25 protein-coding genes are annotated in these 26,593 nt (G+C 65.6%); 23 read left to right on the forward strand and 2 right to left on the reverse strand.

Going from position 1 to position 26,593, the window contains the following annotated elements:
* The first annotated feature begins 52 nt into the window (after nt 1–52).
* The 10 genes from LH407_RS13040 (at nt 53) to ndk (ending at nt 12,062) form a co-directional block, all read left to right on the forward strand.
* On the forward strand, nt 53–1,678 hold the full coding sequence (locus LH407_RS13040) for an ABC transporter substrate-binding protein (RefSeq protein WP_322133553.1): 1,626 nt from the start codon (nt 53–55) through the stop codon (nt 1,676–1,678).
* Nucleotides 1,678–2,649 (forward strand): ABC transporter permease, encoded by a 972-nt coding sequence (locus LH407_RS13045; protein WP_322133552.1) that lies wholly within the window; start codon nt 1,678–1,680, stop codon nt 2,647–2,649. Before LH407_RS13040 ends, LH407_RS13045 begins: the two co-directional genes overlap by 1 nt.
* Nucleotides 2,646–3,488: an ABC transporter permease gene (locus LH407_RS13050; protein WP_322133551.1), complete on the forward strand. Its 843-nt coding sequence runs from the start codon at nt 2,646–2,648 to the stop codon at nt 3,486–3,488. Before LH407_RS13045 ends, LH407_RS13050 begins: the two co-directional genes overlap by 4 nt.
* Complete coding sequence (locus LH407_RS13055) at nt 3,485–5,032, forward strand: dipeptide ABC transporter ATP-binding protein (RefSeq protein WP_322133550.1); 1,548 nt, start codon at nt 3,485–3,487, stop codon at nt 5,030–5,032. Before LH407_RS13050 ends, LH407_RS13055 begins: the two co-directional genes overlap by 4 nt.
* Nucleotides 5,033–5,087: 55 nt before the next feature.
* A complete protein-coding gene (locus LH407_RS13060) occupies nt 5,088–5,438 on the forward strand; it encodes a GntR family transcriptional regulator (RefSeq protein ID WP_322133549.1) in 351 nt (116 codons plus the stop codon).
* Nucleotides 5,435–6,433, forward strand: a complete 999-nt coding sequence (locus LH407_RS13065; RefSeq protein WP_322133548.1) for a DUF1648 domain-containing protein — start codon at nt 5,435–5,437, stop codon at nt 6,431–6,433. Before LH407_RS13060 ends, LH407_RS13065 begins: the two co-directional genes overlap by 4 nt.
* 191 nt (nt 6,434–6,624) lie before the next feature.
* Nucleotides 6,625–9,903: an isoleucine--tRNA ligase gene (gene ileS, locus LH407_RS13070; protein ID WP_322133547.1), complete on the forward strand. Its 3,279-nt coding sequence runs from the start codon at nt 6,625–6,627 to the stop codon at nt 9,901–9,903.
* Nucleotides 9,896–11,266 (forward strand): bifunctional folylpolyglutamate synthase/dihydrofolate synthase, encoded by a 1,371-nt coding sequence (locus LH407_RS13075; RefSeq protein WP_322133546.1) that lies wholly within the window; start codon nt 9,896–9,898, stop codon nt 11,264–11,266. The genes ileS and LH407_RS13075 overlap by 8 nt, the downstream gene beginning before the upstream one ends.
* Nucleotides 11,263–11,649, forward strand: coding sequence for a DUF4233 domain-containing protein (locus LH407_RS13080; protein WP_322133545.1), 387 nt, complete (start codon nt 11,263–11,265; stop codon nt 11,647–11,649). The genes LH407_RS13075 and LH407_RS13080 overlap by 4 nt, the downstream gene beginning before the upstream one ends.
* Nucleotides 11,646–12,062: a nucleoside-diphosphate kinase gene (gene ndk / locus LH407_RS13085; RefSeq protein ID WP_322133544.1), complete on the forward strand. Its 417-nt coding sequence runs from the start codon at nt 11,646–11,648 to the stop codon at nt 12,060–12,062. The genes LH407_RS13080 and ndk overlap by 4 nt, the downstream gene beginning before the upstream one ends.
* A 28-nt stretch (nt 12,063–12,090) precedes the next feature.
* Here ndk and LH407_RS13090 read toward each other — a convergent pair whose 3' ends face one another.
* Complete coding sequence (locus LH407_RS13090; RefSeq protein WP_322133543.1) at nt 12,091–12,699, reverse strand: vitamin K epoxide reductase family protein; 609 nt, start codon at nt 12,697–12,699, stop codon at nt 12,091–12,093.
* 360 nt (nt 12,700–13,059) lie between these two features.
* Between LH407_RS13090 and LH407_RS13095 the strand changes: the two genes are divergently transcribed.
* The 4 genes from LH407_RS13095 to LH407_RS13110 are packed head-to-tail and all read left to right on the forward strand — an operon-like array spanning nt 13,060 to nt 18,869.
* Nucleotides 13,060–15,639, forward strand: a complete 2,580-nt coding sequence (locus LH407_RS13095; RefSeq protein ID WP_322133542.1) for an Rne/Rng family ribonuclease — start codon at nt 13,060–13,062, stop codon at nt 15,637–15,639.
* Between the two features lie 24 nt (nt 15,640–15,663).
* On the forward strand, nt 15,664–16,767 hold the full coding sequence (locus LH407_RS13100; protein ID WP_322133541.1) for a permease: 1,104 nt from the start codon (nt 15,664–15,666) through the stop codon (nt 16,765–16,767).
* Nucleotides 16,754–17,503: a TIGR03943 family putative permease subunit gene (locus tag LH407_RS13105; RefSeq protein WP_322133540.1), complete on the forward strand. Its 750-nt coding sequence runs from the start codon at nt 16,754–16,756 to the stop codon at nt 17,501–17,503. The genes LH407_RS13100 and LH407_RS13105 overlap by 14 nt, the downstream gene beginning before the upstream one ends.
* On the forward strand, nt 17,484–18,869 hold the full coding sequence (locus tag LH407_RS13110; protein ID WP_322133539.1) for a WD40 repeat domain-containing protein: 1,386 nt from the start codon (nt 17,484–17,486) through the stop codon (nt 18,867–18,869). The genes LH407_RS13105 and LH407_RS13110 overlap by 20 nt, the downstream gene beginning before the upstream one ends.
* A 38-nt stretch (nt 18,870–18,907) precedes the next feature.
* Here LH407_RS13110 and LH407_RS13115 read toward each other — a convergent pair whose 3' ends face one another.
* Entirely contained in the window at nt 18,908–19,174 is a 267-nt protein-coding gene (locus LH407_RS13115) for a DUF4031 domain-containing protein (RefSeq protein WP_322133538.1), read from the reverse strand.
* A 28-nt stretch (nt 19,175–19,202) separates the two neighbouring features.
* Here LH407_RS13115 and LH407_RS13120 point away from each other — a divergent pair, with 28 nt between their 5' ends.
* The 9 genes from LH407_RS13120 to LH407_RS13160 all read left to right on the forward strand — a co-directional run bounded on the left by LH407_RS13120 (nt 19,203) and on the right by LH407_RS13160 (nt 26,574).
* Entirely contained in the window at nt 19,203–19,784 is a 582-nt protein-coding gene (locus tag LH407_RS13120) for a hypothetical protein (RefSeq protein WP_322133537.1), read from the forward strand.
* Nucleotides 19,785–19,880: 96 nt separating this feature from the next.
* Nucleotides 19,881–20,189: a 50S ribosomal protein L21 gene (gene rplU, locus LH407_RS13125; protein ID WP_322133536.1), complete on the forward strand. Its 309-nt coding sequence runs from the start codon at nt 19,881–19,883 to the stop codon at nt 20,187–20,189.
* A 14-nt stretch (nt 20,190–20,203) separates the two neighbouring features.
* Complete coding sequence (gene rpmA / locus LH407_RS13130; RefSeq protein WP_322133535.1) at nt 20,204–20,455, forward strand: 50S ribosomal protein L27; 252 nt, start codon at nt 20,204–20,206, stop codon at nt 20,453–20,455.
* An 89-nt stretch (nt 20,456–20,544) separates the two neighbouring features.
* Nucleotides 20,545–22,098 carry a GTPase ObgE gene (gene obgE / locus LH407_RS13135; RefSeq protein WP_322133534.1) on the forward strand — a complete coding sequence of 518 codons (1,554 nt, stop codon included), beginning with the start codon at nt 20,545–20,547 and terminating at the stop codon, nt 22,096–22,098.
* Complete coding sequence (gene proB / locus LH407_RS13140) at nt 22,095–22,901, forward strand: glutamate 5-kinase (RefSeq protein ID WP_322133533.1); 807 nt, start codon at nt 22,095–22,097, stop codon at nt 22,899–22,901. The genes obgE and proB overlap by 4 nt, the downstream gene beginning before the upstream one ends.
* On the forward strand, nt 22,894–24,159 hold the full coding sequence (locus LH407_RS13145) for a glutamate-5-semialdehyde dehydrogenase (protein ID WP_322133532.1): 1,266 nt from the start codon (nt 22,894–22,896) through the stop codon (nt 24,157–24,159). Before proB ends, LH407_RS13145 begins: the two co-directional genes overlap by 8 nt.
* A 10-nt stretch (nt 24,160–24,169) precedes the next feature.
* Nucleotides 24,170–24,370, forward strand: coding sequence for a hypothetical protein (locus tag LH407_RS13150; protein WP_322133531.1), 201 nt, complete (start codon nt 24,170–24,172; stop codon nt 24,368–24,370).
* A 15-nt stretch (nt 24,371–24,385) separates the two neighbouring features.
* Nucleotides 24,386–24,988 carry a nicotinate-nucleotide adenylyltransferase gene (gene nadD, locus LH407_RS13155; RefSeq protein WP_322133530.1) on the forward strand — a complete coding sequence of 201 codons (603 nt, stop codon included), beginning with the start codon at nt 24,386–24,388 and terminating at the stop codon, nt 24,986–24,988.
* The gene (locus LH407_RS13160; protein ID WP_322133529.1) at nt 24,985–26,574 is read left to right on the forward strand and encodes a hypothetical protein; all 1,590 of its coding nucleotides are present in this window, start codon (nt 24,985–24,987) and stop codon (nt 26,572–26,574) included. Before nadD ends, LH407_RS13160 begins: the two co-directional genes overlap by 4 nt.
* Nucleotides 26,575–26,593 lie beyond the last annotated feature (19 nt).

Consider the following 26,593-nt stretch of genomic DNA (forward strand, 5'->3'; position numbering starts at 1 on the left):
ACTGAATCTATATATTTGGACAGAACCCTCCCACGAAGAGAGAAGTACAGCCATGCCCATCAGGTCCCGTCTCGCCCTCGGTGCTGTCATCACCACAGCAGCTCTGGCACTGCTCACGGGGTGCGCAGCCCCGGCAGCCAGTGAGAATCAGACACTCACCTTCGCCATCGAAGGCGCCAACCTCAGTGCCGGCCACATGGATCCGCACTCGAGCCAGCTCGACGTCAGCGCTCTCGTGCAGCGCAACGTACTCGACTCGCTCGTCGCCCAGGACGCGGACGGAACCTTTGTGCCGTGGCTTGCGACCGACTGGGAGATTTCGGATGACCAGCTCGAGTACACCTTCACCCTCCGCGACGACGTGACCTTCCACGACGGCACGCCGTTCAACGCCGACGCCGTCGTCGCGAACTTCAACCACATCACCGACCCGGCAACCGCGTCCGCTCAGGCCGCGAGCATGATCGGATACGCCGAGGACGGCGGTTCCTACGTCGGCACGGAAGCAATCGACGAGTTCACCGTGCGTGTGACGTTTTCGCGCCCCTACGCGCCCTTCCTCTCTGCGGTCAGCACCGCACTCCTCGGCTTCTGGTCGCCTGCCGTGCTTGAGGAGCGGGCCGATGAGCTCAAGACGGGCGGGCCGGACATCTCGGTGGGAACGGGCCCCTTCATCCTGAGCGAGTACGTCCCAGACCAGGAGATCGTCTACACCGCCAACCCCGACTACAACTGGGGGCCTGCAAACGCGGAGCACACGGGCGCGAGCGACATCGACACCCTCACGGTGCGCATCCTCCCCGAGACCTCCGTGCGCACCGGAGCCCTCACGAGCGGCGAAGTCCAGGTCGCGGGCAATGTGACCCCGAGCACCGTGAGCGAGATCGGCGACGGGTTCACCGTCCGCTCGGTCGAGCTGCCGGGCATCCCGTACTCGCTCTACCTCAACGAGACCTACGGTGTCTTCGCCGATGAGCGTGTTCGCGAGGCCTTCTCGATCGGCTTCGACGCGGACGCCGCGGTCGAAAGCATCTTCTTTGGCCAGTACCCGCGAGCCTGGAGCATCCTCGGCCCCACCACGCCGAACTCGTACGACGCCTCTCTCGAAGGATCCTGGCCGTACGACCCCGAGAAGGCTGGCGAACTGCTCGACGCCGCCGGGTGGACCGAGCGCGACTCCGAGGGCTACCGCACCAAGGACGGCGAGCGTCTGAGCGTGCGCTGGATCGCGTGGACACCGATTCCGGACGATCGTGCGGCCCTCGCCGATCTCATCCAGTCCGACCTGCGCGACATCGGATTCGAGGTCGTTCGCGAAGCGCTCGAGCCCGCCGCCTACAACGAGCAGTACGGGCCGAAGACATTCGACCTCACCGACTGGGGTTTCTCGGGTGTCGACGCTGACGCGCTTCGCAGTCACCTGCACACCGATGGGTTCCAGAACGCCTCTCAGGTGAGCGACCCCGAGGTGGATGCCCTGCTCGAGTCGGCCGTCGCGACGAGTGACCCGGCCGAGCGCACAACGCTCTACACCGACGTGCAGCAGTGGAACGCCGAGCACACCGCGATTGTGCCCCTGTACGTGCCGTCGCTCATCACCGCGTACAGCGACAGCGTCGAGGGCCTTCAGTTCGACCTCTACGGAAGGCCGCTCTTCTACGGCGCTAGCGTGAGGTAGTGACCGCAGTCAGCCACCCCCAGCGCGGCGCGGCCGCACGTGTCGCGCTGGGGGTGCTTCGCGCCGTCGGCGGTGTCCTCATCGTGGTGTGGGGTGCCGCGACGGCGGGGTTCATCGCGATCAAGGCGATCCCGGGTGACCCGGTCGACGTCATGCTGGGTGTGCAAGCCCAAGTGAGCGAGTCGGTGCGAGATCAGATCCGCGCCGACTGGGGGCTGAATGACCCGCCCTTCGACCAGTACCTGCAGTATCTGGGCCGCCTCGTCTCGGGCAACCTCGGTGAGTCGTACCAGCTGCGTCAACCCGTCGTCGAGGTTCTCTACTCGGGGCTCGGTCCCACGCTTGCGCTCGCCGGTGCGGCGATCCTGCTCGCGGTGCTCGCCGCGTTTGTCGGTGCCCTGATCGTCCGCGGGCGCGCGGCGAAGGCCGTGGCATCCATCGCCGAACTCATTGTGGTGTCGTCTCCCACTTTCTGGATCGGGCTCGTGCTCATCGCGGTTTTTGCGTTCCAGCTCGGCTGGTTCCCGGTCACCGCCACCCAGGGTCTGCCGGGCCTCGTGCTCCCCGCGGTGACCCTCGCACTGCCTCTCGCGGGCATCATCAGCCAGGTTCTCCGTCAGGGAACGGATGCCGCACTCGCGCAACCCTTCGCCCTGACCGCACGATCCCGCGGCATCGGCCACACCCGCCTCGTGCTGCGCCACACCCTGCGGCACGCGGCGGCGGACACGATCACCCTCACCGGCTACCTGCTCGGCTCGGTGCTCGGTGGTGTGGTTCTCGTGGAGACCGTCTTCGGTCGCAACGGCCTCGGGCGGGTGACGTTACGCGCCATCACCGATCGTGACCTCCCGGTGGTGCTCGGCATCATCGTCTTCACCGCCGCGGTTTTTGCCATCATCAATGCACTCGTCGACCTCTCCTACCGCGCGATCGACCCGCGCCTGAGCGGGCGGGGGACTGCGTCGTGAGCCTCGCGCTGAGTCGTCGTGTTCTCGCCCGTCGTTCGCCCGTCACCGCGACGGTTGTTGTCGCGAGCGCACTGCTGGCCATCCTCGTCGCGGCCGCCCTCGCCCCGTCGCTCTTCACCCCGCTGGACCCGCTGCGCGCGGACGCCGGTGCGTCGCTCCTGCCGCCGAGTCCCGAGCATCCGTTTGGCACCGACCAGTCCGGTCGTGACGTTTTCGCGCGTGTTGTCTACGGTGCGCAGTACTCCCTGGGTGTTGGCCTTGGTGCCAGTGCGCTCGCGCTGATGGCTGGTTTGCTCGTCGGGGTCAGCGCGGGGCTCGCGCCGAAGGTCGTCGATTCGATCCTCGCGCGGGTCATCGCGATTGCCATGTCGTTCCCCGAGTTCCTTCTCGCGCTTATCGTCATCGCGATCATCGGGCCGGGGCAGGGGAGTCTGGTTGCCGCGATCGCGATCGCGACGGCGCCCGTGTATGCGCGGGTAGCCCGATCGCAGACCCTCGTAGTTCGCAACTCGGGATACGTGCGAGCCGCCACGACATTGGGGGTTGCGCCGCCGGTCACGGTGCTTCGGCATGTCGTACCGAACACGCTCGGTCCACTGCTCGTCATGGCGACCATCGGGGTCGGTTCGGCGATCGTGTCCGCGGCGGGCCTCAGCTATTTGGGCTTAGGACCGGCAGCGCCAGCGCCCGAATGGGGCGTGATCCTCGCCGACGGCCGCAACTTCCTCGGCAGCGCGTGGTGGATCACCGTGTTCCCGGGCGTCGTCATCACTCTCACCGTCATCAGCGTGAGTGTCCTCGGTCGGTTTGTTCACAGCAGGACGGGAGGTGCGCGATGAGTGTTCATGTGCGCGGCCTCACCATCACCCTTGACGGCCGGGTGATCGTCGACGGTGTCGATCTGGACGTCGCGCCGGGAGAGTGCCTGGCCATCGTCGGAGAGTCCGGTTCCGGAAAAACGATGACGGCCAACGCTCTTCTGGGACTGACACCGGCCGGTGCGCGGGTCGACGCGGAGACCCTCGAGCTCGCGGGAACGGATGCCCGGCACCTCTCCGACCGGCAATGGCGAGCGCTACGGGGCGGGGCGATCGGTTTGGTGAGCCAGGATGCGCTCGTGTCGCTGGACCCATTGCGTACCGTCGGCCGCGAGGTTGCCGAACCCATCGAAGTGCACAACACGGTGCCTCGAGCGGAGATCGGCGAACGAGTCATCGAACTCCTCGCGCAGGTGGGGGTGCCGGATGCTCCGGTTCGCTCGCGGCAGTATCCGCACGAACTCTCGGGGGGCCTGCGGCAGCGTGCCCTCATCGCTTCGGCGCTCGCCGCAGGACCCAGGGTGCTCATCGCGGACGAACCGACAACCGCGCTGGACGCGACAGTTCAGCGCACGATCCTCGACCTCCTCGCGAAACTCCGAGACGACGGCATCGCGCTCGTGCTCATCAGCCATGACCTCCGCGCCGTCGAGAGGCTCGCAGATCGGGTTGCGGTTATGCGTGATGGTCGCGTGGTGGAGGCGGGTGTCACGGCCGACGTGATGGGGTCGCCGCAGCATCCGTACACACGACATCTCCTAGATTCCGTGCCGACTCCGCGTGAGACGAGCTCCCCGCCGGAGGGCGCGATCGTGCTCGAGGCGCGCGATCTCGTCCGGGACTACGGGATCCAGGGTGGGGGAGCCGTCCGGGCGCTCGACGGGGTGAGCCTCACGGTGAGGGCGGGTTCGACGGTGGGTGTTGTCGGCGAATCGGGGTCGGGCAAGAGCACCCTCGCGCGAATGCTCCTCGCTGCTGAGCAACCGGATGCCGGTGTCGTCCTGCTCGACGGAGCCCCCTGGTCGAGCGATCCCGAACGCCGACGGCGCTCTCGCCGCTCGCGCATCCAACTCATCGATCAGGATCCTTTCGGCTCGTTCGACCCGCGTTTCACTGTCGCCGAGATCATCGGCGAGGCCGTGGTGCTCGCGGGTGATCCCCGCCGAGTGCGGGGCCAGCGGGTGCGGGACCTGCTTGGCCGCGTGGGTCTCGAGCCCGAACTCGCGCGACGCCGGCCGCGCGAGCTTTCTGGCGGGCAGCGGCAACGTGTCGCGATTGCTCGCGCCATTGCCAGGCGCCCGGCCATCCTCGTGTGCGACGAGCCCGTCTCGGCCCTCGATGCACCTATTCAGGCTCGTGTGCTCGAACTTCTCGAGTCGTTGCAGCGCGACCTCGGGCTGGCGATGGTCTTCATTTCGCACGACCTCGGTGTCATCGCCGAGGTGAGCGACGAGATCGTGGTGATGAAGAGCGGGCGTGTGGTGGAGAGCGGACCGGCAACCACTGTGCTCGGTTCTCCCGAACATCCATTCACTCGCGAGCTGATCGCGGCGAGTGGTCTGTGACAGGTTGAGTTCTAATCGAGTTGTTCTAGTGCTAATAGAAGAATAGACTGACGTCGTGCTCATCTCGATCGATCCGGGCTCGTCCCAGCCGCTCTTCGAGCAACTTGCGGCGAGCATCCGTGCCGCGATCGTGTCGGGTGCAATCACCGCAGGCTTCCGCCTACCCGCGGCGCGTGAACTCGCTGATTCGCTCGACATCAACATCCACACGGTGCTCCGCTCGTACCAGGCGCTGCGAGACGAGGGGTTCATCGAACTCCGACGGGGGCGCGGCGCGGTCGTGAGCGACCAAACGGTCGACTATCGCGAACTGAGCGAGCACATCGACTCTCTCGTCCACGAAGCACAACGGCTCGGTCTCACGCCGGGAGCACTCTCCGACCTCATCAGAAAGGCCTGGACATGACCACCGCCCAGTACCTCCGCACGCTCCTCGTCGGAGTGGCACTACCCGCGCTCGTCGGAGTGATCTCCGGCGCGCTTATCGTGACCCAGCTGCCGCATCTTCCCGACCGGGTCGCTGTGCACTGGGGCGTCGATGGGCAGCCAGACGGTTTCGGCACACCCTGGATTCTTGTTGTTCTCCCCGCACTCGCGATCCTCTACTCCGGCTTCGCCCTCGTCGTCACGCGCAGTGCCCGGGCACAGGGCATCACCTGGGCGCAACGCAGCATTCTCGCCATCGGCGTGTTCCTTGCTGTCGTCCTGGGTGCAGCAGGCGCCGGCTCGGCCTACCTGCAGGTCGGGCTCACGGATGCCGCGGCCGCCCCCACCGTTCTGCCCCTCCTCGCGGTGGCTCTCCTGGCCGGCGCGGTCGCCGCCATCGCCGCATGGTTCGCGCTTCCGCGGCATGTCCGACCCGCTGCGATCACGCCGGAGTCAGCACCGCCGCTCGCTCTCGCGTCCACCGAGCGGGTGCTGTGGCTGCAGCGCATCGAGCCCAGTCGCGGCGTCGTAGCGCTCATCGTCGGGGGTCTGGCCCTCGGGCTAACGGCGGGCGGAATCGTGGTGTGGGCGAGCGGCCCGCTACCCAACCTGTTCGTGTGGCTCGGCATCCTCGTGCTCGTCGGGGTCTCGGTGGCCTCGACCATGTTCTGGACCGTTCGTGTCGATGCCAACGGTCTCTCGGTGCGATCGGCACTCGGCGCGCCGCACTTCCGTTACCCTCTCGACGAGCTTGTCTCGGCAGGGGTGACCGATGTTGTGCCCGGCAGGGATTTCGCAGGCTGGGGCATCCGGACCGTCCCGGGTAAACGCACGGGAATCGTGGTTCGGGCTGGCGAGGCGATTGAGGTTCAGCGCACGGGTGGGCGGGTGCTCGTGATCACCGTCGACGACGCTCGACAGGGTGCGTCGCTCTTGAGCGCCCTCATCGCCCGATCGAACGAGCGAATCCAGTAGAATCTCAGGACAGACATCGATCCGGCCATCACCGGGGAGTCTTCGGAAGAACGCCGCTCCGCGGTCAGTAGAACCGAACGGGTAGGCCCGTAATAGCCGTCAGAGCGGTCGCGAGAAGGTGTCGCGGCAAACGGGGTGGTACCGCGGCCGTGAGGTCGTCCTCGTGTGACAGACAGCGCACAGGAGAGACCATGGGTTACCCCCTCAACAGTTCGGACGACGGAGTCGTCCCTTCGCCGCGGTTCCCGGAGATCGAGCGGCGGATCCTCGAGTTCTGGAAGAACGACGGTACGTTCCAGGCATCCATCGACCAGCGCGATGGCGCTCCCGAGTGGGTGTTCTACGACGGACCGCCCTTCGCCAATGGCCTTCCCCACTACGGGCACCTCCTGACCGGCTACGCGAAAGACCTCTTCCCGCGTTACCAGACGATGCGCGGCAAGCAGGTTCATCGGCGATTCGGTTGGGACACCCACGGCCTTCCCGCCGAGCTCGAAGCCATGAAGCAGCTCGGCATCAATGAGAAAGCTCAAATCGAGGAGATGGGTGTCGCCGCGTTCAACGCAGCGGCACGCGAATCGGTGCTTCGGTACACGAAGGAGTGGGAGGCCTACGTCACGCGTCAGGCCCGATGGGTCGACTTCGAGAACGACTACAAGACACTCGATCTGTCGTTCATGGAGAGTGTCATCTGGGCGTTCAAGCGGCTGTACGACAAGGGCCTGGCGTACGAGGGCTTCCGAGTCCTGCCGTATTGCTGGCATGACGAGACCCCGCTCTCCAACCACGAACTGCGTATGGACGACGACGTCTACAAGATGCGCCAGGACCAGGCGGTCACGGTCACGTTCCCGCTCGATGGGCCGAAGGCCGAATCGCTCGGTCTCACCGGTGTCAACGCGCTCGCGTGGACAACCACCCCATGGACGCTGCCCACCAACCTCGCGTTGGCCGTTGGACCCGACATCGAGTACGCGCTCGTGCGCAGCGGCCCCACGGTCGACGGTGCTGCGGAGTACCTGCTCGCCGCCGATACGGTCGGTGCGTACGCGAAGGAACTGGGCTATGAATCGGCGGCAGACGCCGTCGCGGCGATCGAGCGGCGAATTCTCGGTCGCGAGCTCGAGGGCGTGCGCTACGCGCGCCTGTGGGACTACTTCGCCGACACCGAGGTGTGGGGCACGGAGAACGCGTGGCAGATCCTCGTCGCGGATTACGTCGCAACGGGCGAGGGTACGGGAATCGTGCACCAGGCACCCGCATACGGTGAGGACGACCAGATCGTGTGTGCCGACGCTGGCATCCCCGTCATCCTCTCGGTCGACGACGGCGGCAGATTCCTGCCCCTTGTGACGGATGTCGCTGGCCTCCAGGTGTTCGAGGCGAACAAGCCGCTCACCCAGAAGCTCCGGGCGGAGGGTCGCCTGTTCCGGGTAGCGAGCTACGAGCACTCCTACCCGCACTGCTGGCGTTGCCGCAATCCGCTCATCTATAAGGCGGTATCGAGTTGGTTCGTGCGGGTGCCCGAGTTCCGCGACCGGATGGGCGAGCTCAACCAGACGATCAACTGGGTGCCCGACAACGTCAAGGACGGGCAGTTCGGTAAGTGGGTCGGCAATGCTCGCGACTGGTCGATCAGTAGGAACCGTTACTGGGGAAGCCCCATCCCGGTGTGGAAGAGCGACAACCCCGAATATCCGCGTGTCGACGCCTACGGGTCACTCGAGGAGCTCGAGCGGGACTTCGGCCGCCTGCCCCGCAACGCCGACGGTGAGCCGGACCTCCACCGCCCCTTCATCGACGAGTTGACGCGACCGAACCCCGACGACCCGACGGGTCAGTCGACCATGCGCCGCATCCCGGACGTTCTCGATGTGTGGTTCGATTCGGGGTCCATGCCGTTCGCCCAGGTGCACTACCCGTTCGAGAACCAGGACTGGTTCGACAGCCACAGCCCGGCGGACTTCATCGTTGAGTACATCGGCCAGACACGCGGATGGTTCTACGTCATGCACGCGCTGTCGACCGCGCTCTTCGATCGGCCAGCCTTCACCAACGTGATCAGCCACGGCATCGTGCTCGGTTCGGACGGGCAGAAGATGTCGAAATCGCTGCGCAACTACCCGGACGTTTCCGAGGTGTTCGATCGCGATGGTGCCGACGCGATGCGGTGGTTCCTCATGTCGAGTTCGGTCATTCGCGGAGGCAATCTCGTCGTCACGGAGGAGGGCATCCGCGAGGGAGTCCGTCAGGTGCTGCTTCCGCTGTGGAGCACGTACTACTTCTTCACGCTGTACGCGAATGCGTCCGGTCACACGGCGACGTGGCGTACGGATTCGGAGAACCTGCTCGATCGCTACATCCTGTCCAAAACGCGGGACCTCATCGAGGCCGTGACGGCCGATCTCGACGCTCTGGATAGTCCCCTTGCCGCGGAAAAGCTGCGCGATTTCGCCGATGTCCTCACCAACTGGTACGTGCGTCGCAGCCGTGAGCGCTTCTGGGAGGGCGCGGGTTCCGAGGCCTTCGACACGCTCTTCACCGTGCTCGAAACGGTGACTCGGGTAGCCGCACCCCTCATTCCGCTTGTCGCCGAGGAGATCTGGCAGGGACTCACGGGCGGCCGGAGTGTGCACCTCACCGACTGGCCCGATGCCGAGCTCTTCCCGGCGCGCCCGGACCTTGTCGAGCAGATGGATGCCGTGCGCGAGATCGCGTCGGCAGGGCTGTCGCTGCGCAAAACGAGGGGGCTCCGCGTGCGGCTTCCGCTGAGCGGTCTCACGGTGGTGTCGGCCTCCGGACACCTGCCGGATGCCGAGGTCATTCTGCGGGACGAACTCAACCTCAAGTCGGTGCGATTCGAGCCGCTCCGCGAGGACTCGCTCGAGTCCTTCGGGATCACACGCAAGCTCAGCGTCAACGCTCGAGCTCTCGGCCCGCGCATCGGAAAAGAGGTGCAGCGAGTCATCCGGGCTGCCAAGGCAGGTGACTGGACGCTCGACGGTGACACCCTCATTGTCGGCAGTATCGAGCTCGTCGAGGGGGAGTTCGAACTCACACTTGACGCGGCCGATGCCTCGAGTGCTATCGCCTTCCTCGGCGACGGCGGGTTCGTGATCCTCGACACCGAAACCACGCCGGAGTTGGAGGCGGAGGGTCTCGCGCGCGACATCATCCGCGCCATCCAGGACACCCGGAAGGCGGCGGGCCTCGACGTGAGCGATCGCATCGCGCTCTCCGTTTTCGGGACTGAGGGCACCGACATCGCCGCGCTCACGACCCACGCCGAGACGATCGCTCGGGAGACACTCGCGGTGACACGAACGTTCGAGCTCTCGACCAGTCCCGAAACGGCCGCGGCCATCGAGGGTGATGCCGGTGCTCGCCGCACGGTCGTGGGTTCCGGTCAGTACGCGAATGCTGGTGTACTGGTCATCGACGTTGCGAAGTCTGGAGCAGTGAATGTCTGACGAGTACGCGTTCGACGACTCCGAGTTCGCCGAGAACGCGGAACGGGCGTACGAGGAGCTCCTCGAGCGCATCGGTGAGGGGTCGCCCCAGCCGAGGCTGGAGCCGACACGACGTGTGGTCGAACTGCTGGGGGATCCGCAGCGCAGTTACCCGATCATCCACATCACCGGAACCAACGGCAAGACCTCCGTCGCGCGTCTCATCGAGAGCATTCTGCGCGCCTACGGCCTGCGCACAGGACTCGCGACGAGTCCGCACCTCCGTCGCCCCAATGAGCGCATCATGATCGACGGAGAGCCCATCTCCAATCGAGCCTTTGCCGAGAACTGGGCGGATGTCCGGCCCTACATCGACCTCGTTGATGCGGAGTTGCGCGAGTCCGGCGAGGAGCCGCTCACCTATTTCGAGTGCCTCACGGTACTGACGTTCGCCTCTTTCGCCGACGCACCTGTCGATGTCGCGGTCGTCGAGGTCGGCATGGGTGGCGAGTGGGACTCGACCAATGTTGGCGATGGCCAGGTTGCCGTTTTCACTCCCATCGCCCTCGACCACACCCAACGTCTCGGCGCCACGGTTCAGCAGATTGCGCGCACCAAGTCGGGCATCATCAAGCCCGTCGCAGCCGTCGTATCAGCGGCTCAGAGCCCCGAGGCGCTGGGCGAGCTCGAGCGTGCAACCGACCTCACGGAGTCGACGCTGCGTGTTGAGGGCGACGCCTTCGCGTTGGAGAGTTCGACCGTCGCCGTGGGCGGTCAGGTCATCAGTGTGAAGGGGCTCGCGGGGGAGTACCGCGACCTGTTCCTGCCGCTCTACGGCACACACCAGGGACACAATGCGGCACTCGCGATCGCGGCCGTCGAATCATTCCTCGGCAGAGGCAGTCAAGCGCTCGTCGGTGACGTGCTCGAGGAGGGGCTCGCGACGGTCGCCTCCCCTGGGCGTCTCCAGCTTGTCGGCACGGACCCGACGGTGCTCGTTGACGCCGCGCACAATCCGCACGGAGCCCAGGCTCTCGCCGACGCCCTGCGCACCTACTTCACCTTCGACGAGATCGTTGTCGTGCTGGGGGTTCTCTCCGACAAGGACGCGACAGGCATCGTCGAGGCTCTCGCACCCGTCGCGTCGTCCTTCATCGCCACCCAGTCCGAGTCCGATCGTGCGATTCCGGCAGCGGACCTCGCCGACCTCATCTCTCGCGTGGCTCCGGATTCGGCCCTCCAAGCGTTCGAAAGCCTCGAGTTCGCGGTTCAGGATGCCCGTGTCTGGGCAGCTCAGGCTCCGCGTCGTGCGGTCCTGGTCACCGGGTCGATCACCCTCATCGGTGAGGTTCTGGGGCTCTCCGAGGTGGAGGGGTGGAAGTGACCGACGGCGCACCCCGCGCGCCGCGACGAGTTCGAAGCGCCACCGAGTCGCTCCTCGCGATCGCATTGGGCCTCGAGGCGTGTCTCGTCTTTTTTGTCACGCTTACCGTCTACGGGCTGAGAGTTCTCGACCCGGTCGCGGCGTTTGTCGGCGGAGGAGCGTTGCTTGTGCTGCTGGTGCTGACCACGCGCCTCGTGCGCTACCCCTGGGGCGTCGGCCTGGGGTGGTTGCTGCAGGTGGTGCTCATCGCCACGGGCATCCTCGTGCCGATTATGTACGTCATCGGCGCCGGGTTCGCCGCCATCTGGGTTTTCTGTTTCATCAAGGGCCGTTCGCTCGACCGGGCGAAGGCCGCCGTCACCTCACAAGGGAGTACTTCATGACCGTCGAAGAGACACTCGTCCTCATCAAGCCAGACGGGGTTGCCCGCAACCTCACGGGCGAGATCCTCCGCCGCATCGAGGCGAAGGGTTACCAGCTCGTCGACATCCGGATGCTCGAAGCCGACCTCGACCTCCTTGCCGCCCACTACGAGGAGCACCAGGGCAAGCCCTTCTACGAGCCGCTCGTCGAGTTCATGCAGTCCGGTCCGGTGGTCGCCCTGCGTGTTGCTGGCAACCGAGTGATCGAGGGCTTCCGCTCGCTCGCGGGCACCACGGACCCCACAACGGCGGCGCCGGGAACCATCCGAGGCGATCTCGGTCGCGACTGGGGACTGAAGGTGCAGCAGAACCTCGTCCACGGCAGTGATTCCCCGGAGAGTGCGGCGCGCGAACTGGCGCTCTGGTTTTCCTGACGAGCGGATGCTCGGCTGATCGCGATGATCAGCCGAGCATGATCGCGATCTCGGTGAGGAAGTCGAGGCGCAACTGCGCGACGATCGCCACAACGAGGTAGCTGCCGATCACGAGTGCGGGAATCCACGAGTAGAGGGCGCGTCCGACTCGTTCGAGTCCGGCGCCGAAAACTCCCACGGCCGCGTTGCGCAGCGTGAGGGTCCAGAACATGATGATCGTCACGGCCCACACGAGCATGCACCACGGGCACAGGGTGCCGAGCGAGAAGATGCTCTGGCTCATGAGCCAAATGCAGAAACCAAGCGCACCGGCGACACCGACGTTGAACGCGATCCAGAACCAGCGATCGTAGGTCGCCCCGGCGAGCAAACCGACACCCACCGCGATGGGGGCGACGAACCCGCCGAGTCCGAGGACGGGGTTGGGAAAGCCGAGGAGGGCACCCTGCCATGAGGCGAGGTTCGCTCCGCACTGCACGAGCACACTCAAATTGCAGTCGAGATCGGCCTGCGGGTTTTCGAGAACCGCGAACTTGTCGAGTGTGAGTGCGAAGGATGCGTACCATCCGAGCAGGCCCGTCACGATCAGAATGATCGCGGTGGAGAGTCGTTTTTGCTGGGGTGCGGCATCCGTCATGTTCGGATTATCTCAGGCCGCGGGGGACGCGCGCTGGGGCGAACGTCCTGTTCGCAGTAAAGCGTGCGATAATTTGGGAACGTCAGACGGACCGCGTTCGTCACGACGCCGAATAGCTTTACCGGGCATCAGCCACAGGGCGAGACCGGGCCGGGAATGCAGCACGTGTAGTGCAGCGCGAGGCGGATAGCCAGTTCCGCGTAATGGTGACACCAGTGCGGTGACAGCGCACGAGACGTACCGCGAGCCAGGAGCCCGGTGCACGAGAAGAATTGGTAGCGGTATCGCCCCACGGCGTGCCAGCGCACGAGAGTACCCCCGGGAACGCGGTTTCCGAGAGGGCCAAGGAGTACACCAGCGATGGTGAATGACAACGATTCAACTGAAAACCGTCCAGCAACTGCACCCAAGAGGAGACTCGGACTTTTCGGACGCCGCGCAGCCGAGGCATCCAAAAACGACGCGACTTCCGCCGAGCAGGACATCGAAACCACCACGGCACCCGAGCCCGACCCTGTGCCCGAATCTGCGGTCGAGGACGCTTCGGTCGATGAGGCTCCCGTCGAGGAGACACCGGCGGCCCCTCGCCGTCGTACCCGTGCCAAGAGTGCGGCAGACCACGTGTCGGCGAGTCCGGGTGTGATCGAAGAGCAGGTCGCGGTGGCCGAGGGTGATACCGCCGACACCTCCTCCTCGGATGCGCCGGCGGAGGAGCCCGTGCGCTCGACGACGGCGCTCCTCTTCCAGGCCCCCGATCTTCCTACCCGCCCCGAGCCCGCCGAGGGCGAGGAGGGCGGCACCGTGCGTCGACGTTCACGTCGCCGCAGCGGTGAGAGCGAGCGTGCGGGGGATGACGCTCCGGGCACTGTCGTGCGGGTGCGCCAGCCGCGCCCCGCTCCGGAGCCGATCACCGAACCACAGCGTGTCAAGGGGTCCACGAGGCTCGAAGCGAAGAAGCAGCGCCGCCGCGACGGACGTGACGCCGGTCGTCGCCGGCCCGTCGTCACGGAAAGCGAGTTCCTCGCTCGCCGCGAGAGCGTCGACCGCCAGATGATCGTGCGTTCCAAGCACGGACGTATCCAGATCGCCGTGCTCGAGGACTCCGTGCTCGTCGAGCACTACGTGGCCAAGGCCCAGGAGGCGAGCCTCATCGGCAACGTCTACCTCGGGCGTGTTCAGAACGTGCTCCCGAGCATGGAGGCGGCGTTCGTCGACATCGGTCGCGGGCGCAACGCCGTTCTCTACTCCGGCGAGGTCGATTGGGACGCCGCAGCAGCAGAGGGTGACGGCAAGAACCAGGCCCGCCGAATCGAACTGGCGCTCAAGCCCGGTGACCGTGTCCTCGTGCAGGTCACCAAGGATCCCGTCGGTCACAAGGGTGCACGACTGACGAGCCAGGTGAGCCTCCCCGGTCGCTACCTCGTTTATGTACCCAACGGCTCGATGTCCGGTATCAGCCGCAAGCTCCCCGACACCGAGCGTTCACGTCTCAAGAAGATCCTCAAAGAGGTTCTTCCCGACAACGTCGGTGTCATCGTGCGGACCGCGGCGGAAGGCGCAACCGAGGAGCAGCTGACTCTCGACGTAAACCGCCTCACCACCCAGTGGGCCGAGATCAGCCGACTCGTGGAGACCCAGCAGGCTCCCGCGCTGCTTCACTCCGAGCCCGATCTGCTCATCAAGATCATCCGTGATGTCTTCAACGAGGACTTCCAGAAGCTCATCATCGAGGGCGAGGATGCTCGGCAGACGATCGAGAGCTACCTCCGCTCGGTTGCTCCCGACCTCCTCGACCGCCTGTCGGCGTACGACGGAACCGACGACTCGTTCGACCGGTTCCGTGTAACCGAGCAGATCGAGAAGGCTCTGGACCGCAAGGTGTGGCTCCCGTCGGGAGGCTCGCTCGTGATCGACCGCACCGAGGCGATGACGGTGGTCGACGTCAACACGGGCAAGTTCGTGGGTTCCGGTGGAAACCTCGAGGAGACCGTCACCAAAAACAACCTCGAGGCGGCCGAGGAGATCGTCCGTCAGCTTCGTCTGCGTGACATCGGCGGCATCATCGTCGTGGACTTCATCGACATGGTTCTCGAATCGAATCGCGACCTCGTGCTCCGCCGACTCGTGGAGTGCCTCAGCCGCGACCGCACAAAGCACCAGGTCGCCGAGGTCACGTCGCTCGGTCTTGTCCAGATGACCCGCAAGAAGCTGGGTCTCGGGCTACTCGAGACGTTCAGCGAGCAGTGCGATGTGTGCGCTGGCCGCGGCATCATCGTCCACCACGATCCGGTGACGAAGCACCGTCAGCAGACGCAATCGCCGCAGCCCGAACAGGGTGGCGGACGGCGTCGCGGACGCGGCGGCAACGGCGGGGCATCCGTCCCCACCGTGAAGAACGGTGTCGGCGGAGTGGGAACCCACGCCATCACCGAAGACGTCCGTAACGCCCTCGCGCGCGTGGCATCCGTGACCGTGCACCACGACGAGAACGGCGCACCGGCGCCTGACCAGATCGACGGTCAGCTCACCACGACGCAGGCAGAGACGAGTGTCGAGGGCGGTGACACCGGCAACGCTCCGGCGACGGATGCCCCGACCGACGCTCCCAAAACGAAGCGCCGTACACCCCGCAAGTCGAAGGCCTCCGCCGCGAAGTCCTCCGAGAAGAACGCCGGTACCGACGCTGCCCCTGCAGGGTCCTCGGGTGAGGCGGATGGGCAGTCCGACATCGTCGAGACGGTCGCCATCCTCGACATCCCCGTGGCCAAGCGCGCTCGTGCCCCTCGCACGACACCGGCTCCCGAGGCGCAGCAGTTGCTTGAGACGGTGTTGGACTCACTGCCACCCGCGTCGTCGCAGCCGTCGTCATCTCGCCCGCGCGTGTCTCGCCGTGCGGGGAGTGCCGGACAGGTTGTGAGTGCGCCCCCAGCCGAGGACTGACGCCTCGGGTTAGGATCGTCGGCGATGAGGTCGCCGTCGGACACCACCGTGCACGAGCACGACGGTTCTGGCGACCCCTCGTCGCACGCCCAGCACGGTCACGATCACACCCATGATCACGGGCACGACCACGGCCCGGTTCGGCTGAGGATCAGTCGTCGCCGCCTCGTGTGGCTGATCGTCGGCGTCGTCGGCGTCGCGACCCTCCTCATCGTTCGCGCGGTGACGGGCGATGGTGCCTCGCTTCCCGGTCAGGCTCAGGATCTGCTCACGCTCGCGATCAGCGTGATCGTCGAATCCCTGCCGTTTGTGATCCTCGGCATCCTCTTGTCGATCGTGGTCCAGGCGTGGTTGCCGAACGACCTCCTCCAGCGATATCTCCCGAGAAATCCCGTGTTGCGGCGGTTCTGCATCTCCCTGTTCGGTATCGCGCTGCCGGTGTGCGAATGCGGCAACGTGCCACTGGCGCGAGGGCTTGTGGTTCAGGGCTTCACGGTGTCGGAATCGATGACGTTCCTGCTTGCGGCACCCATCATCAACCCCGTCACGATCATCACGACCCATGCGGCATTCGGTTTCGATGACGGCATCCTCGTCGCCCGCATCCTGGGTGGGCTCGCGATCGCCAACATCGTCGGCTGGGTGTTCAGCCTCCACCGCAAACCCCACGAGTTGCTCACCCCGAGCTTCGCCGCACAGTGCGAGCGCGGGGTCGAGGAGCACGGCTCCCGGATGTCGCGCAGCATCGACATCTTTGTGCGTGAGACGAGTGTCATCATGCCAGCGCTCTTCATTGGCGCTCTCGTGGCCGGGGCTATCCAGGTGGCGGTTCCGCGCGAGGTGCTCGTGGAGCTCGGCAGCAACCCGCTGTGGTCGGTCCTCGCAATGATGCTGCTCGCTTTTGTCATCGCTGTGTGTTCGAGCGTCGACGCCTTCTTCATCCTTCCGTTCGCGTCGACGTTCCTACCGGGGTCGATTGTCACCTTCCTTGTGTTCGGTCCGATCATCGATATCAAGATGTTGGCCATCATGCGTACGACGTTCACGACGCGCACCCTCGTGCAGTTGACGGTGCTCGTTGGCCTCATGTCCGCCTTGATCGGATTGGTCGTCAATGTCCTGGCATAACGTTCAGCGCTGGCGCGGGGTGGTGCTCGTGGGACTCGCCGTCATCGCGACGCTCATCCTCGCTTTCAGTAATCAACTCGTGCTGTACATCCATCCGCGATACGTGATCTTCACGGTGGTCATGATCGTTATCGCCCTCGTTTTTGTTGTGGCGAGCCTTCTCCTCGCGGACAGGGGCGATCCGGAAGAGCCAGCAACAAGATTCTCGAAGGGATTCGCCGTCGCGGGTCTCGCCATCGCCTCCCTCGTGGCGGTGAGTATGATCGTGCTTCCGCCGGCCACCCTCTCGAGCGTGACCGCCGACCAGCGCGACATCAACAGCACCGCGCTCGGGGCGAGCGAGACCACACTGGAGGATGCGGCATCCGCGTCCGCTGCCACGTTCTCGAGCTTCACCGTGCTCGACTGGGCCTCCCTCCTGCGTCAGACCAGCGATGTGCAGTTCTATGCCGACAAACCCGTTGACGTCGTCGGCTTCATCACCGCCGACACGGATGACCCGGAGAACGTGTTCTACGTCTCGCGCTTTTTTGTCACGTGTTGCGCCGTTGACGCCCAACCCACGGGCATCCCGGTCTACCAGCCCGGTTGGTCTTCGACGCTGTCTGCGGATGACTGGGTGCAGGTGACAGGAACCTTCGAGGCCAATCCGAGCCAGGGCAGCACCCAACCTCTTGCCCTCATTCCCGACCAGGTGACCCCGACCGAGCAGCCCAGTGAGCCCTACCTCTTCTGATCCCGAAACTCGTTCCCCGTTCCGCCGCGTTTTTCTCGCGGTTGTCGGTGCCCTCGTGCTGCTCTGCGGTGTCTTTCTTGCGATCGCCTACTTGCAGGGGCCGAAACTTTCCGATGCGCAGATCGATCTCGTCTCCGCGATCGCGCAACCCGATCAACAATTGCGTTTGTTCCTGAACCAGCAGATCGACGATATCGACCCAGATCAGATCACCGTCACTCCCGCCACGGCGGTCTCGGTGTCCACCTCGGGCGACCTCGTGGCCGTCCAGTTCGATACGCCGCTTCGTTATGACACCGAGTACACGGTTCGTATCGACGGTGTACGCAGTGCTGCTCTCCCTCAGTCGTCGACCGTCGAGCATCGCTTCACAACGGGCGCCCCGTCCCCGCTCTACCTCGACCGCGGAACACCGAACGACGCCATCGTGCGTGTCGGCCTGAAGGGCAGCGAACGCGAGGTGATCTTCGAGACCCCCGGCATCGGCGCGTTCGCCGCGACGGGCCAGGTGCTCGTTGTCTCCACCGTTGACGCTGAGGGCATCAGCCGGTTGATGCTCGTGAGCCTCGCCGACGGTGCCGTCGAGGAGTTGCGACTGCCGGAAGAGGGCACCGTGACCGATCTCGCGGTCTCCGACGCAGGCCCGATCATCGCCTTCACGTTCACCCCGAGTGCCCCGGTGGATGGTGAGGTGTTCGGCGGGCGTCGAGTCCTCGCCATGAACCTGGAACAAGGCAGAACGTTGTTCACCGTCGGTGAGCTGGGCGGAGAGGTCTTTCCCATCAGCTCGTGGCGTTTCGTTCCCGGCGCGCGTTCGATGGTTGTGCAGGGCACCGAGGACACGACGTTCCTTCTCGACGCGGCGCCGGAGGCCGTGCCGGTGCCGATCGGCAGATTCACCGACATCCTGGGCATTTCGCGCGACGGCTCGACCATGTCGGCTTCAGACGCGCTCGGCGGAGTCCTCGTCTCACTGGAGGACGGCGAGACAGAACGATTCGAACCGTCTCTCATCGAAGGGTCGAGTCCGTTCCTCGGGGAGGTCGAGGTGCTGCCGGACGGCGACGTCATCGAGAAGGCGGCGCTCCAGACGACCGAGGGGCGCTTCCTCGTGGTCATGGCCGTCGATGATGGCGAGACGGGCCGTGTGCTGTACCAGACCCCCGCTCAAGCCGGCAGCATCGAAAACTTCCGGGTATCGCCGAACGGACAGTTCGTCGCGGTCGAGGTTGTACCCGTGATCGCGGATGCGGTGTCCGATGGTTATCTCGTCGATCAGCGCTCCACTACGATCACCACCGTCATCGTCGAGATCGAGACGGGCCTGATCGTGCGCAGCGTCGAAGGATTCGGTCTGCTCTGGTAGCGGAGGCGCTCAGCGGCTGGCTGGTCGCCGCCGGATTGTCAGTGCCGATCGCGCTGGGGTACCCGCAGTCCGCTAGCCTCCAGGCGGCGCACGAACTCGCGCACACCCACGGGTTGTGCACCCAGCACGACGAGATCGTGCCAGCGCGCCGCCGGCACGTCATAGTGGTCGCGGTCGAAACCGCGCCGGGGAATACCGGCGGCCGCCGCAAAATCGTGGAGCTCCTCGAGCGACTCGTCGCTGACGATATGAGCCCATAGGGTGTTGTGCGCGGGCCAGATGGGCTGGTCGATCAGCACGGTCATGGGCCGATTCTACGAAGGGGTGAATCCGATGTCAGTTGCAGAGGGGGTCGATTCCGTCGCCGAGCGAGCACGCCGACGGCGCCCGGCAGTGGTCGCAGCGGCAGGCGTCGGGGGCTGGATCGTGGCATCCGCGGTTCTGAATACGGTGTTCGCCTTCGTCAGCGGTCTCGCGTCCAGCGGTCTCTACGACCTGCAGTACTTGCCCTGGATCAACGTTGTCGGCGAGGTGTTCCTCGTTGCGCTGCCCGTCGCGGCCGTCTTTTTCCTGAGTGTGTGGTGGCTGAGCCCGGTCACGGGAACACAGTCCCTACGCGTCGTCATTACCCGATCGGCGCTGGCGATGGGGCTGGGAGTGCTCGCCCAGTCCGTCATCGGTCTCGTCGTGGGAGGGATGGCGCGCATACTTGCCGAGCGGTCGCTGTTCGGCGCGACCTTTCCCCTCGCGTCCATCGGCGACGTGAGCGTCTGGTCGGTGCAGTCAGCGCTGTCGACGTTCATCGGCCTGCTGCCCCTTGGTGTTCTCGCGGGGGTTTTGCTCTGGATCTGGCTCCGATCGCGCGGGGGAGAGGTGCCCGCGGCGCACTCCGACGCGCCCGGCGGCGTCGTTTGACCGGATGCCTCAGCGTCGGGTATCGTTGACCCTTGGTGTCTGCAGGGCTAAGTCCGCAGTTCGAGCACCAACAGCTTCCAAAAGTTAGGGACCGAAGTGGTTTACGCAGTTGTGCGCGCCGGAGGGCGGCAGGAGAAGGTCGAGGTCGGCTCGATCGTTGTTCTCGACCGTTTGGCGGCCGAGCAGGGCGGTACGGTTGAGCTCGCTCCCGTGCTGTTCGTTGACGGCGACAAGATCACGCACGACGCCAAGTCGCTTGCGAAGATCAAGGTCAAGGCTGAGGTGCTCGGCAACGAGCGTGGCCCGAAGATCGTCATCCAGAAGTTCAAGAACAAGACCGGGTACAAGAAGCGCCAGGGCCACCGCCAGGAGCTCACCCGCCTCAAGATCACCAGCATCGCGTAGGGAGCTGAGCACACATGGCACACAAAAAGGGAGCAAGCTCCACCCGTAACGGCCGCGACTCGAACGCCCAGCGCCTCGGCGTCAAGCGCTTCGGCGGCCAGGTCGTCTCGGCCGGCGAGATCCTCGTCCGCCAGCGCGGCACCCACTTCCACCCCGGCGTGAACGTCGGCCGTGGTGGGGACGACACGCTGTTCGCTCTCGCCGCTGGTTCGGTCGAGTTCGGCGCGAAGGGCGGCCGCAAGGTCGTCAACATCGTCACCAACTAGTTTTCCGTTGTTGGGCGAGAGCGAGCTTCGGCTCGCTCTCGTCGTTTAAGTCGTCGCATCCGCGGCGCACCGAGCCTCAAGGAGTCACCATGGCGACCTTCGTCGATCAGGTGACGTTGCACCTTCGCGCCGGTCACGGCGGAAACGGATGTGTGTCCGTCCGCCGCGAGAAGTTCAAGCCGCTCGCTGGACCCGACGGTGGCAACGGTGGTGATGGGGGAGACATCATCCTGGTCGCGGACCCCCAGGTCACGACGCTCCTCGGCTTCCATCGGGCACCGCACCGAAAGTCGGAGCACGGTCAGCCCGGGATGGGTGACAACCGTGCCGGTACCTCCGGCCACGACCTCATTCTCGAGGTTCCCGTGGGCACTGTCGTAAAGTCTCCCGACGGCGAGCAGCTCGCCGACCTGGACTCCCCTGGAATGCGAATGGTCGTCGCGCCGGGTGGCCAGGGTGGACTGGGAAACGCAGCCCTCGCCACCACCAAGCGCAAGGCGCCGGGATTCGCACTGCTCGGCACACCCGGCTTCGAGGGAGACGTTCTCCTCGAACTCAAGACGGTTGCCGACATCGCCCTCGTAGGATTCCCGTCCGCGGGAAAGTCCAGTCTCATCGCGGCGATGAGCGCCGCACGGCCCAAGATCGCCGACTACCCGTTCACGACCCTGCACCCCAACCTCGGTGTCGTCGAATCGGGTGACACTCGCTACACGATTGCTGACGTACCGGGGCTCATCGAGGGCGCAAGCGAGGGCAAGGGTCTCGGCCTCGAGTTCCTCCGTCACGTCGAACGCTGCTCGGCGCTCTTGCACGTTCTCGACTGTGCGACCCTCGAGCCCGGTCGTGACCCCGTGAGTGACCTCGATGTGATTCTCGGCGAACTGGCCGCGTATCCGGTGCCCGAAGGGCAACGACCGCTTCTCGACCGTCCCCAGCTCATCGCCCTCAACAAGGTCGACGTGCCCGAGGCGCGCGACCTCGCCGACATGGTGCGCCCCGACCTCGAAGCTCGCGGGTATACAGTCTTCGAGGTTTCGGCGGCGACGCACTCCGGACTGCGTGAGCTTTCCTACGCCCTCGCGGGGATCGTCGAGTCCGAGCGGCAGGCGCGCGCACTCGCCGAAACGGTCAAGCCCCGTATCGTCATGCGTCCGAAACCCGTCGACGAGAAGGACTTCACCATCCGCGTCGAGGGTGGAACGTACGGCAACACCTTCCGGATTCTCGGCGCCAAGCCCGAACGCTGGGTCGCCCAAACCGACTTCGCCAATGAGGAGGCCGTCGGCTACCTCGCCGACCGTCTCGCCAAACTCGGCACCGACGAGGCGCTTTTCGCCGTGGGGGCGGTGCCCGGGTCGACCGTGATGATCGGCGAAGGTGATTCGATCGTCTTCGATTGGGAGCCAACCCTCACCTCCGCGGCGGAGCTCATCACGAGCCCGCGCGGTACCGACTCGCGGTTCGACGACAGCACACGCCAGACCAACAAGGAACGCCGCCAGAGCTACCAGGAGCGAATGGATGCCAAGGCGGCGGCTCGCGCGGAGCTACAGGCAGAACGCGAAGCCGGAATCTGGACCGACGACGAAGGATTTGCCGTCTCGAAGGAGGACGCGTTCGACGAGGAGGACGGAAAGTGACCGAGGTTCGTGGGCACGCCGACATCGCGACCGCCCGTCGCATCGTGGTGAAGGTGGGCTCATCCTCCGTCAGCGGCCCCAACGTCGGGCAGATCGAGCCGCTCGTGGATGCCCTCGCCAGCGCCCACGCACGCGGGGCCGAAGTGATCCTGGTGTCATCCGGTGCCATCGCTACGGGCATCCCGTATCTCCAGCTCGACGCAAGGCCCACCGATCTCGCGACGCAGCAGGCGGCTGCGGCCGTTGGTCAGAACGTGCTGATCTTCCGTTACCAGGAGAGCCTCGATCGGTACCGCATCGTCGCCGGCCAGATCCTCCTCACCGCGGGTGACATGGAGAACCCGACGCACCGCAGTAACGCACAGCGCGCCATGGAGCGACTGCTCGGCCTACGCATCCTGCCCATCGTCAACGAGAACGACACCGTTGCCACGCAGGAGATCCGCTTCGGCGACAATGACCGGCTGGCAGCCATGGTCTCCGTGCTCGTGAGCGCCGACGTGCTAGTGCTTCTCAGCGACATCGACGCACTGTACTCGCGGCCTCCGGGGGAGCCCGGCGCCGTCCGTATCGACACCGTGCCCTTCGACGATGAACTGTCGGGCGTGACCTTCGGTGATATCGGGGCGGCCGGGGTCGGCACCGGGGGAGCGAGCACCAAAGTTGCGGCCGCGAAGCTCGCTGCTGCCGCAGGCATCCCCACACTTCTCACGTCAACGCAGAGTGTTGCGGATGCTCTCGCCGGCCGCTCACTCGGAACGTGGTTCGAGGCGGCTCCGGTCGTAGACTCGACGCATGACTGAGTCCGCAGTTCTCACTTCGCTCACCGACAAGCTCTCCGCATCGCGCGAGGCTGCCCGAGTTCTCGCCACCGCGACGACGGCGCAGAAGAACGACGCGCTTCGTGCGATCGCCGCCGCGATCGGACAGAACGAGTCACGTATCCTTCCCGCCAACGAGCTTGACCTCGCGAACGGACGCGAGAACGGTCTGAGCTCTGGCCTTCAGGATCGGCTCCGTCTCGACCCCGGTCGACTCGCTGCCCTCAGCAGTGCGGTGCTCGAGATCGTCGCCCTTCCCGATCCGATCGGGGACGTTGTGCGCGGATCGCGTCTCGAGAACGGGTTGCAGCTGACGCAGGTGCGTGTTCCTTTCGGTGTCGTCGGTGCCATCTACGAGGCTCGCCCGAACGTCACCATCGACATCGCGGCACTCGCGCTCAAAAGCGGAAACGCGGTCGTGCTCCGAGGCGGATCGGCAGCCGAGAATACGAACCGAGTGCTCGTTGAGGTCATCCAGTCGGCACTCGTCGAGGTTGGACTGCCGCTCGAGGCCGTGCAGACCATCGACGAGTTCGGTCGCGAAGGTGCAACGCAACTCATGCAGGCCCGCGGGTACGTCGACGTGCTCATCCCTCGCGGAAGCGCACAACTCATCGACACCGTCGTTCGTGAGTCCAAAGTTCCTGTGATCGAGACCGGTGCGGGAGTTGTCCACGTGTTCCTGGATGACTCGGCCGACCTGACGACGGCCGTGGAGATCGTTCACAACGCCAAGGTGCAGCGGCCGAGCGTATGCAACGCGCTCGAGACCTTGCTCGTGAGCGCGGGATCGGCGGAGCGACTGCTCCCTCCCGTCATTGAGCGACTTCGCGACGCTGGCGTGACCATCCACGGTGATGCCCGCACCGCCGCCATCGTGGGTGACGTCGTGCCTGCGACAGACGAGGACTGGTCAACGGAGTACATGTCCCTCGACCTCGCCGTCAAGGTGGTCGACGACCTCGACGACGCTCTCGCGCACATCAACGAGTACTCGACCCACCACACCGAGTCGATCATCACCAACGATGTCGCCCGCGCTGAGCGTTTTCTCGCCGAGGTCGACTCGGCGGTCGTCATGGTCAACGCCTCGACGCGCTTCACCGATGGTGGGGAGTTCGGATTCGGTGCCGAGGTCGGTATCTCCACGCAGAAGCTTCACGCTCGCGGGCCCATGGGTCTCCCGGAATTGACGAGCACCAAGTGGATCGTGCGCGGCAGTGGTCAGGTGCGCGGCTAGAATGACAGCCATGAACTTTCTGGTCACCGTGCTCACCGAGACCGAGGCGCACGAGCTCGCCCCGCTCATCATGCCGCCGCTCGCGTTCGCGGGTATCGCGGTCGCCGTTTTTGCGCTCCTCGGCTTCGTGACCTTCAGCTACCGTGACGTGGCCAACCGTCATGCCGGGCGCACGTCGCGCACCGACGACGCGCACGACGCGGGTCACTAGGCGCCAACCCGGCACATGCCAGCACACGCGCAACGACGCGCACGCATTGGCGTGATGGGTGGAACCTTCGACCCGATCCACAATGGCCACCTCGTCGCCGCAAGCGAGGTGCAACAGCAGTTCGACCTCGACGAGGTCATCTTCGTTCCCACCGGTCGACCGTGGATGAAACCCGAGGTCACGGCGAGCGAGCACCGCTACCTCATGACGGTCATCGCGACTGCAGCGAACCCACGGTTCACTGTCAGCCGTGTAGATATCGAACGCGGTGGCCCCACCTACACGGTCGACACGCTGCGTGACATCCGTCGCGAACGACCCGATGCAGATCTGTTCTTCATTACGGGAGCGGATGCGGTGGCTCAGATCCTCGACTGGAAGGACGTCGACGAGGTCTGGTCGCTCGCCCATTTCATAGCAGTTTCCCGGCCAGGGCACGCCCTGACCATTAGCGGATTACCAGAGCAAGGCGTAAGCTCGTTGGAAGTGCCGGCGTTGGCGATATCCTCAACGGATTGTCGAAGCAGGGTCAGTCGGGGCTTCCCGGTCTGGTATTTGGTACCTGATGGTGTCGTCCAATACATCGCCAAGCACCACTTGTATCGGAGCATCGAATGACCTCATCGCAGGATCCTCAGTTTCCCTCGAGGCGCGCAGCGCGCCTGAACGAGCGCGCCAACACCACCGAGGCGGAGGCGCCCGTCGTCGAGAACCCACAGTGGAATGCTCAGGACGGCGGCCAGTTCGTCTCGCCCGGCGCCACTCCACCGACGGCTGCCGCTCCGGAGGCCTCAACTCCGCCCGCAGTGCCCACGAGCCTGAACCCCGGCCGCCGCGCCGCCCCGTCTGCACCCGACGCCGAGCCTCTCCGTCGGCCACGTGCTACCGCCGCTCCCGATGACTTCCCGGCCACACAGGTAATGCAGAAGGTCGATCAGCCTCAGTATCGCTACGGCGACCACCGGCCTGAGACCACCTCGGCGACACCCACCCCGCCTGCACCTGCTGCGCCGCAGTGGACCGAACCCTACGACGTCAGCGTGTCCGCCGCCCCTGCCGCACCTCAGGCCACTGAGCCTCCTGCCGCCGCTGCGCCACCTGCCGCACCCGAGGCACCGCAGTCCGCAGTTGTTCCGGAGCGCACCATGACTCGTCGGGAGCTGCGGGCGCTGCAGCAGCAGGAGACCGAGCCCCCGGCACTGCAGGAGCCTCCGACGGCCGCACTTCCGCTGTTCTCGGCTCCGCCGCGGACCCCGGAAGAGCTCGCTGCCGCAACCACGGCGTTCCCCGGTCAGCCGGAGCCTGCGGTCGACGCTGAACCTGCACGAGAGCAGCAACCGTCGGCAGCGCCCGCCGTGCCGCCGACACCTGCTCCGGATGCATCGCTTCCCACGGCATGGCCGTTTGCGGCATCCACCGCTCAGCCCGCAGCACCGGTCGAACCTGCGCAGCCGGTGGAACCCGCTCCGTCGGCGTCTGAGACCAGTGCTCCGAGCGCGACTCCTGCCCAGGAAGTCTTCCCCACACAGGCCCCCGAGCCGCTGGCCAACACCGGTTTGACGAACGCGCTCGCTGAGTTCGACCTCCTGACCTCGGGAGAGCCCGTCGCCGAAACCCCGGTCGAGTCCGCTGACGATCTGTCGATCTTCGACATCCCGCTCACACCGGCGACCCCCGGTCAGTTCACGCCGGAGCCTCCCGCCCAGCAGGCCTCGCCGGAGACTCCGCCAGCGTGGACACCCCCGAAGGGCCATTGGTCGACGCAGCTCGACGAGGAGGATGGCGAAGTCCACGAGACCACCATCAACCGCACCGTCGGATCGGGTTCCGTCGCCACGAGTGCTCTCGTGTTGCCGGCCATCCCCGAGAGCACGATCAGTGGGCCGCTTCCCGGCTCGGGAGAGATCATCCTCACCGGGTCGATCACCCTGCCTCAAACCCTCGGTTCGTCCAGCGCGTCGAGCAAGCTCGAGCACTCGGGGATCGATCAGCTCTTCGAAACACACGACGCCGAGGTGGTCTCCACCGAGTCGGCACCCGTGAGTGCTGTCAATGCCATTAGTACCCGTTCGGGTTCCGGCTTGGGCAACGCCCCCAAGCAGCAGAGCACGCGCGCGCTTACCGCGCTCATCATCGCCGCCGCGGTCATGGGTGTTGTGGTGGTCGGCCTGCTCGTGACCGCCCTCGCCCTCAACGTCTTCTAACCAGCACCAGACCCAAAGG

It is taken from the genome of Antiquaquibacter oligotrophicus (assembly GCF_020535405.1).
GTDB lineage: Bacteria > Actinomycetota > Actinomycetes > Actinomycetales > Microbacteriaceae > Rhodoglobus > Rhodoglobus oligotrophicus.

Coding starts and splice junctions, on each gene's coding strand:
- LH407_RS13040 (WP_322133553.1), top strand. CDS start 53: ATGCCCATCAGGTCCCGTCTCGCCCTCGGTGCTGTCATCACCACAGCA.
- LH407_RS13055 (WP_322133550.1), top strand. CDS start 3,485: ATGAGTGTTCATGTGCGCGGCCTCACCATCACCCTTGACGGCCGGGTG.
- LH407_RS13065 (WP_322133548.1), top strand. CDS start 5,435: ATGACCACCGCCCAGTACCTCCGCACGCTCCTCGTCGGAGTGGCACTA.
- ileS (WP_322133547.1), top strand. CDS start 6,625: ATGGGTTACCCCCTCAACAGTTCGGACGACGGAGTCGTCCCTTCGCCG.
- LH407_RS13075 (WP_322133546.1), top strand. CDS start 9,896: ATGTCTGACGAGTACGCGTTCGACGACTCCGAGTTCGCCGAGAACGCG.
- ndk (WP_322133544.1), top strand. CDS start 11,646: ATGACCGTCGAAGAGACACTCGTCCTCATCAAGCCAGACGGGGTTGCC.
- LH407_RS13090 (WP_322133543.1), bottom strand. CDS start 12,699: ATGACGGATGCCGCACCCCAGCAAAAACGACTCTCCACCGCGATCATT.
- LH407_RS13095 (WP_322133542.1), top strand. CDS start 13,060: ATGGTGAATGACAACGATTCAACTGAAAACCGTCCAGCAACTGCACCC.
- LH407_RS13100 (WP_322133541.1), top strand. CDS start 15,664: ATGAGGTCGCCGTCGGACACCACCGTGCACGAGCACGACGGTTCTGGC.
- LH407_RS13105 (WP_322133540.1), top strand. CDS start 16,754: ATGTCCTGGCATAACGTTCAGCGCTGGCGCGGGGTGGTGCTCGTGGGA.
- LH407_RS13115 (WP_322133538.1), bottom strand. CDS start 19,174: ATGACCGTGCTGATCGACCAGCCCATCTGGCCCGCGCACAACACCCTA.
- LH407_RS13120 (WP_322133537.1), top strand. CDS start 19,203: ATGTCAGTTGCAGAGGGGGTCGATTCCGTCGCCGAGCGAGCACGCCGA.
- rpmA (WP_322133535.1), top strand. CDS start 20,204: ATGGCACACAAAAAGGGAGCAAGCTCCACCCGTAACGGCCGCGACTCG.
- obgE (WP_322133534.1), top strand. CDS start 20,545: ATGGCGACCTTCGTCGATCAGGTGACGTTGCACCTTCGCGCCGGTCAC.
- LH407_RS13145 (WP_322133532.1), top strand. CDS start 22,894: ATGACTGAGTCCGCAGTTCTCACTTCGCTCACCGACAAGCTCTCCGCA.
- LH407_RS13150 (WP_322133531.1), top strand. CDS start 24,170: ATGAACTTTCTGGTCACCGTGCTCACCGAGACCGAGGCGCACGAGCTC.
- nadD (WP_322133530.1), top strand. CDS start 24,386: ATGCCAGCACACGCGCAACGACGCGCACGCATTGGCGTGATGGGTGGA.
- LH407_RS13160 (WP_322133529.1), top strand. CDS start 24,985: ATGACCTCATCGCAGGATCCTCAGTTTCCCTCGAGGCGCGCAGCGCGC.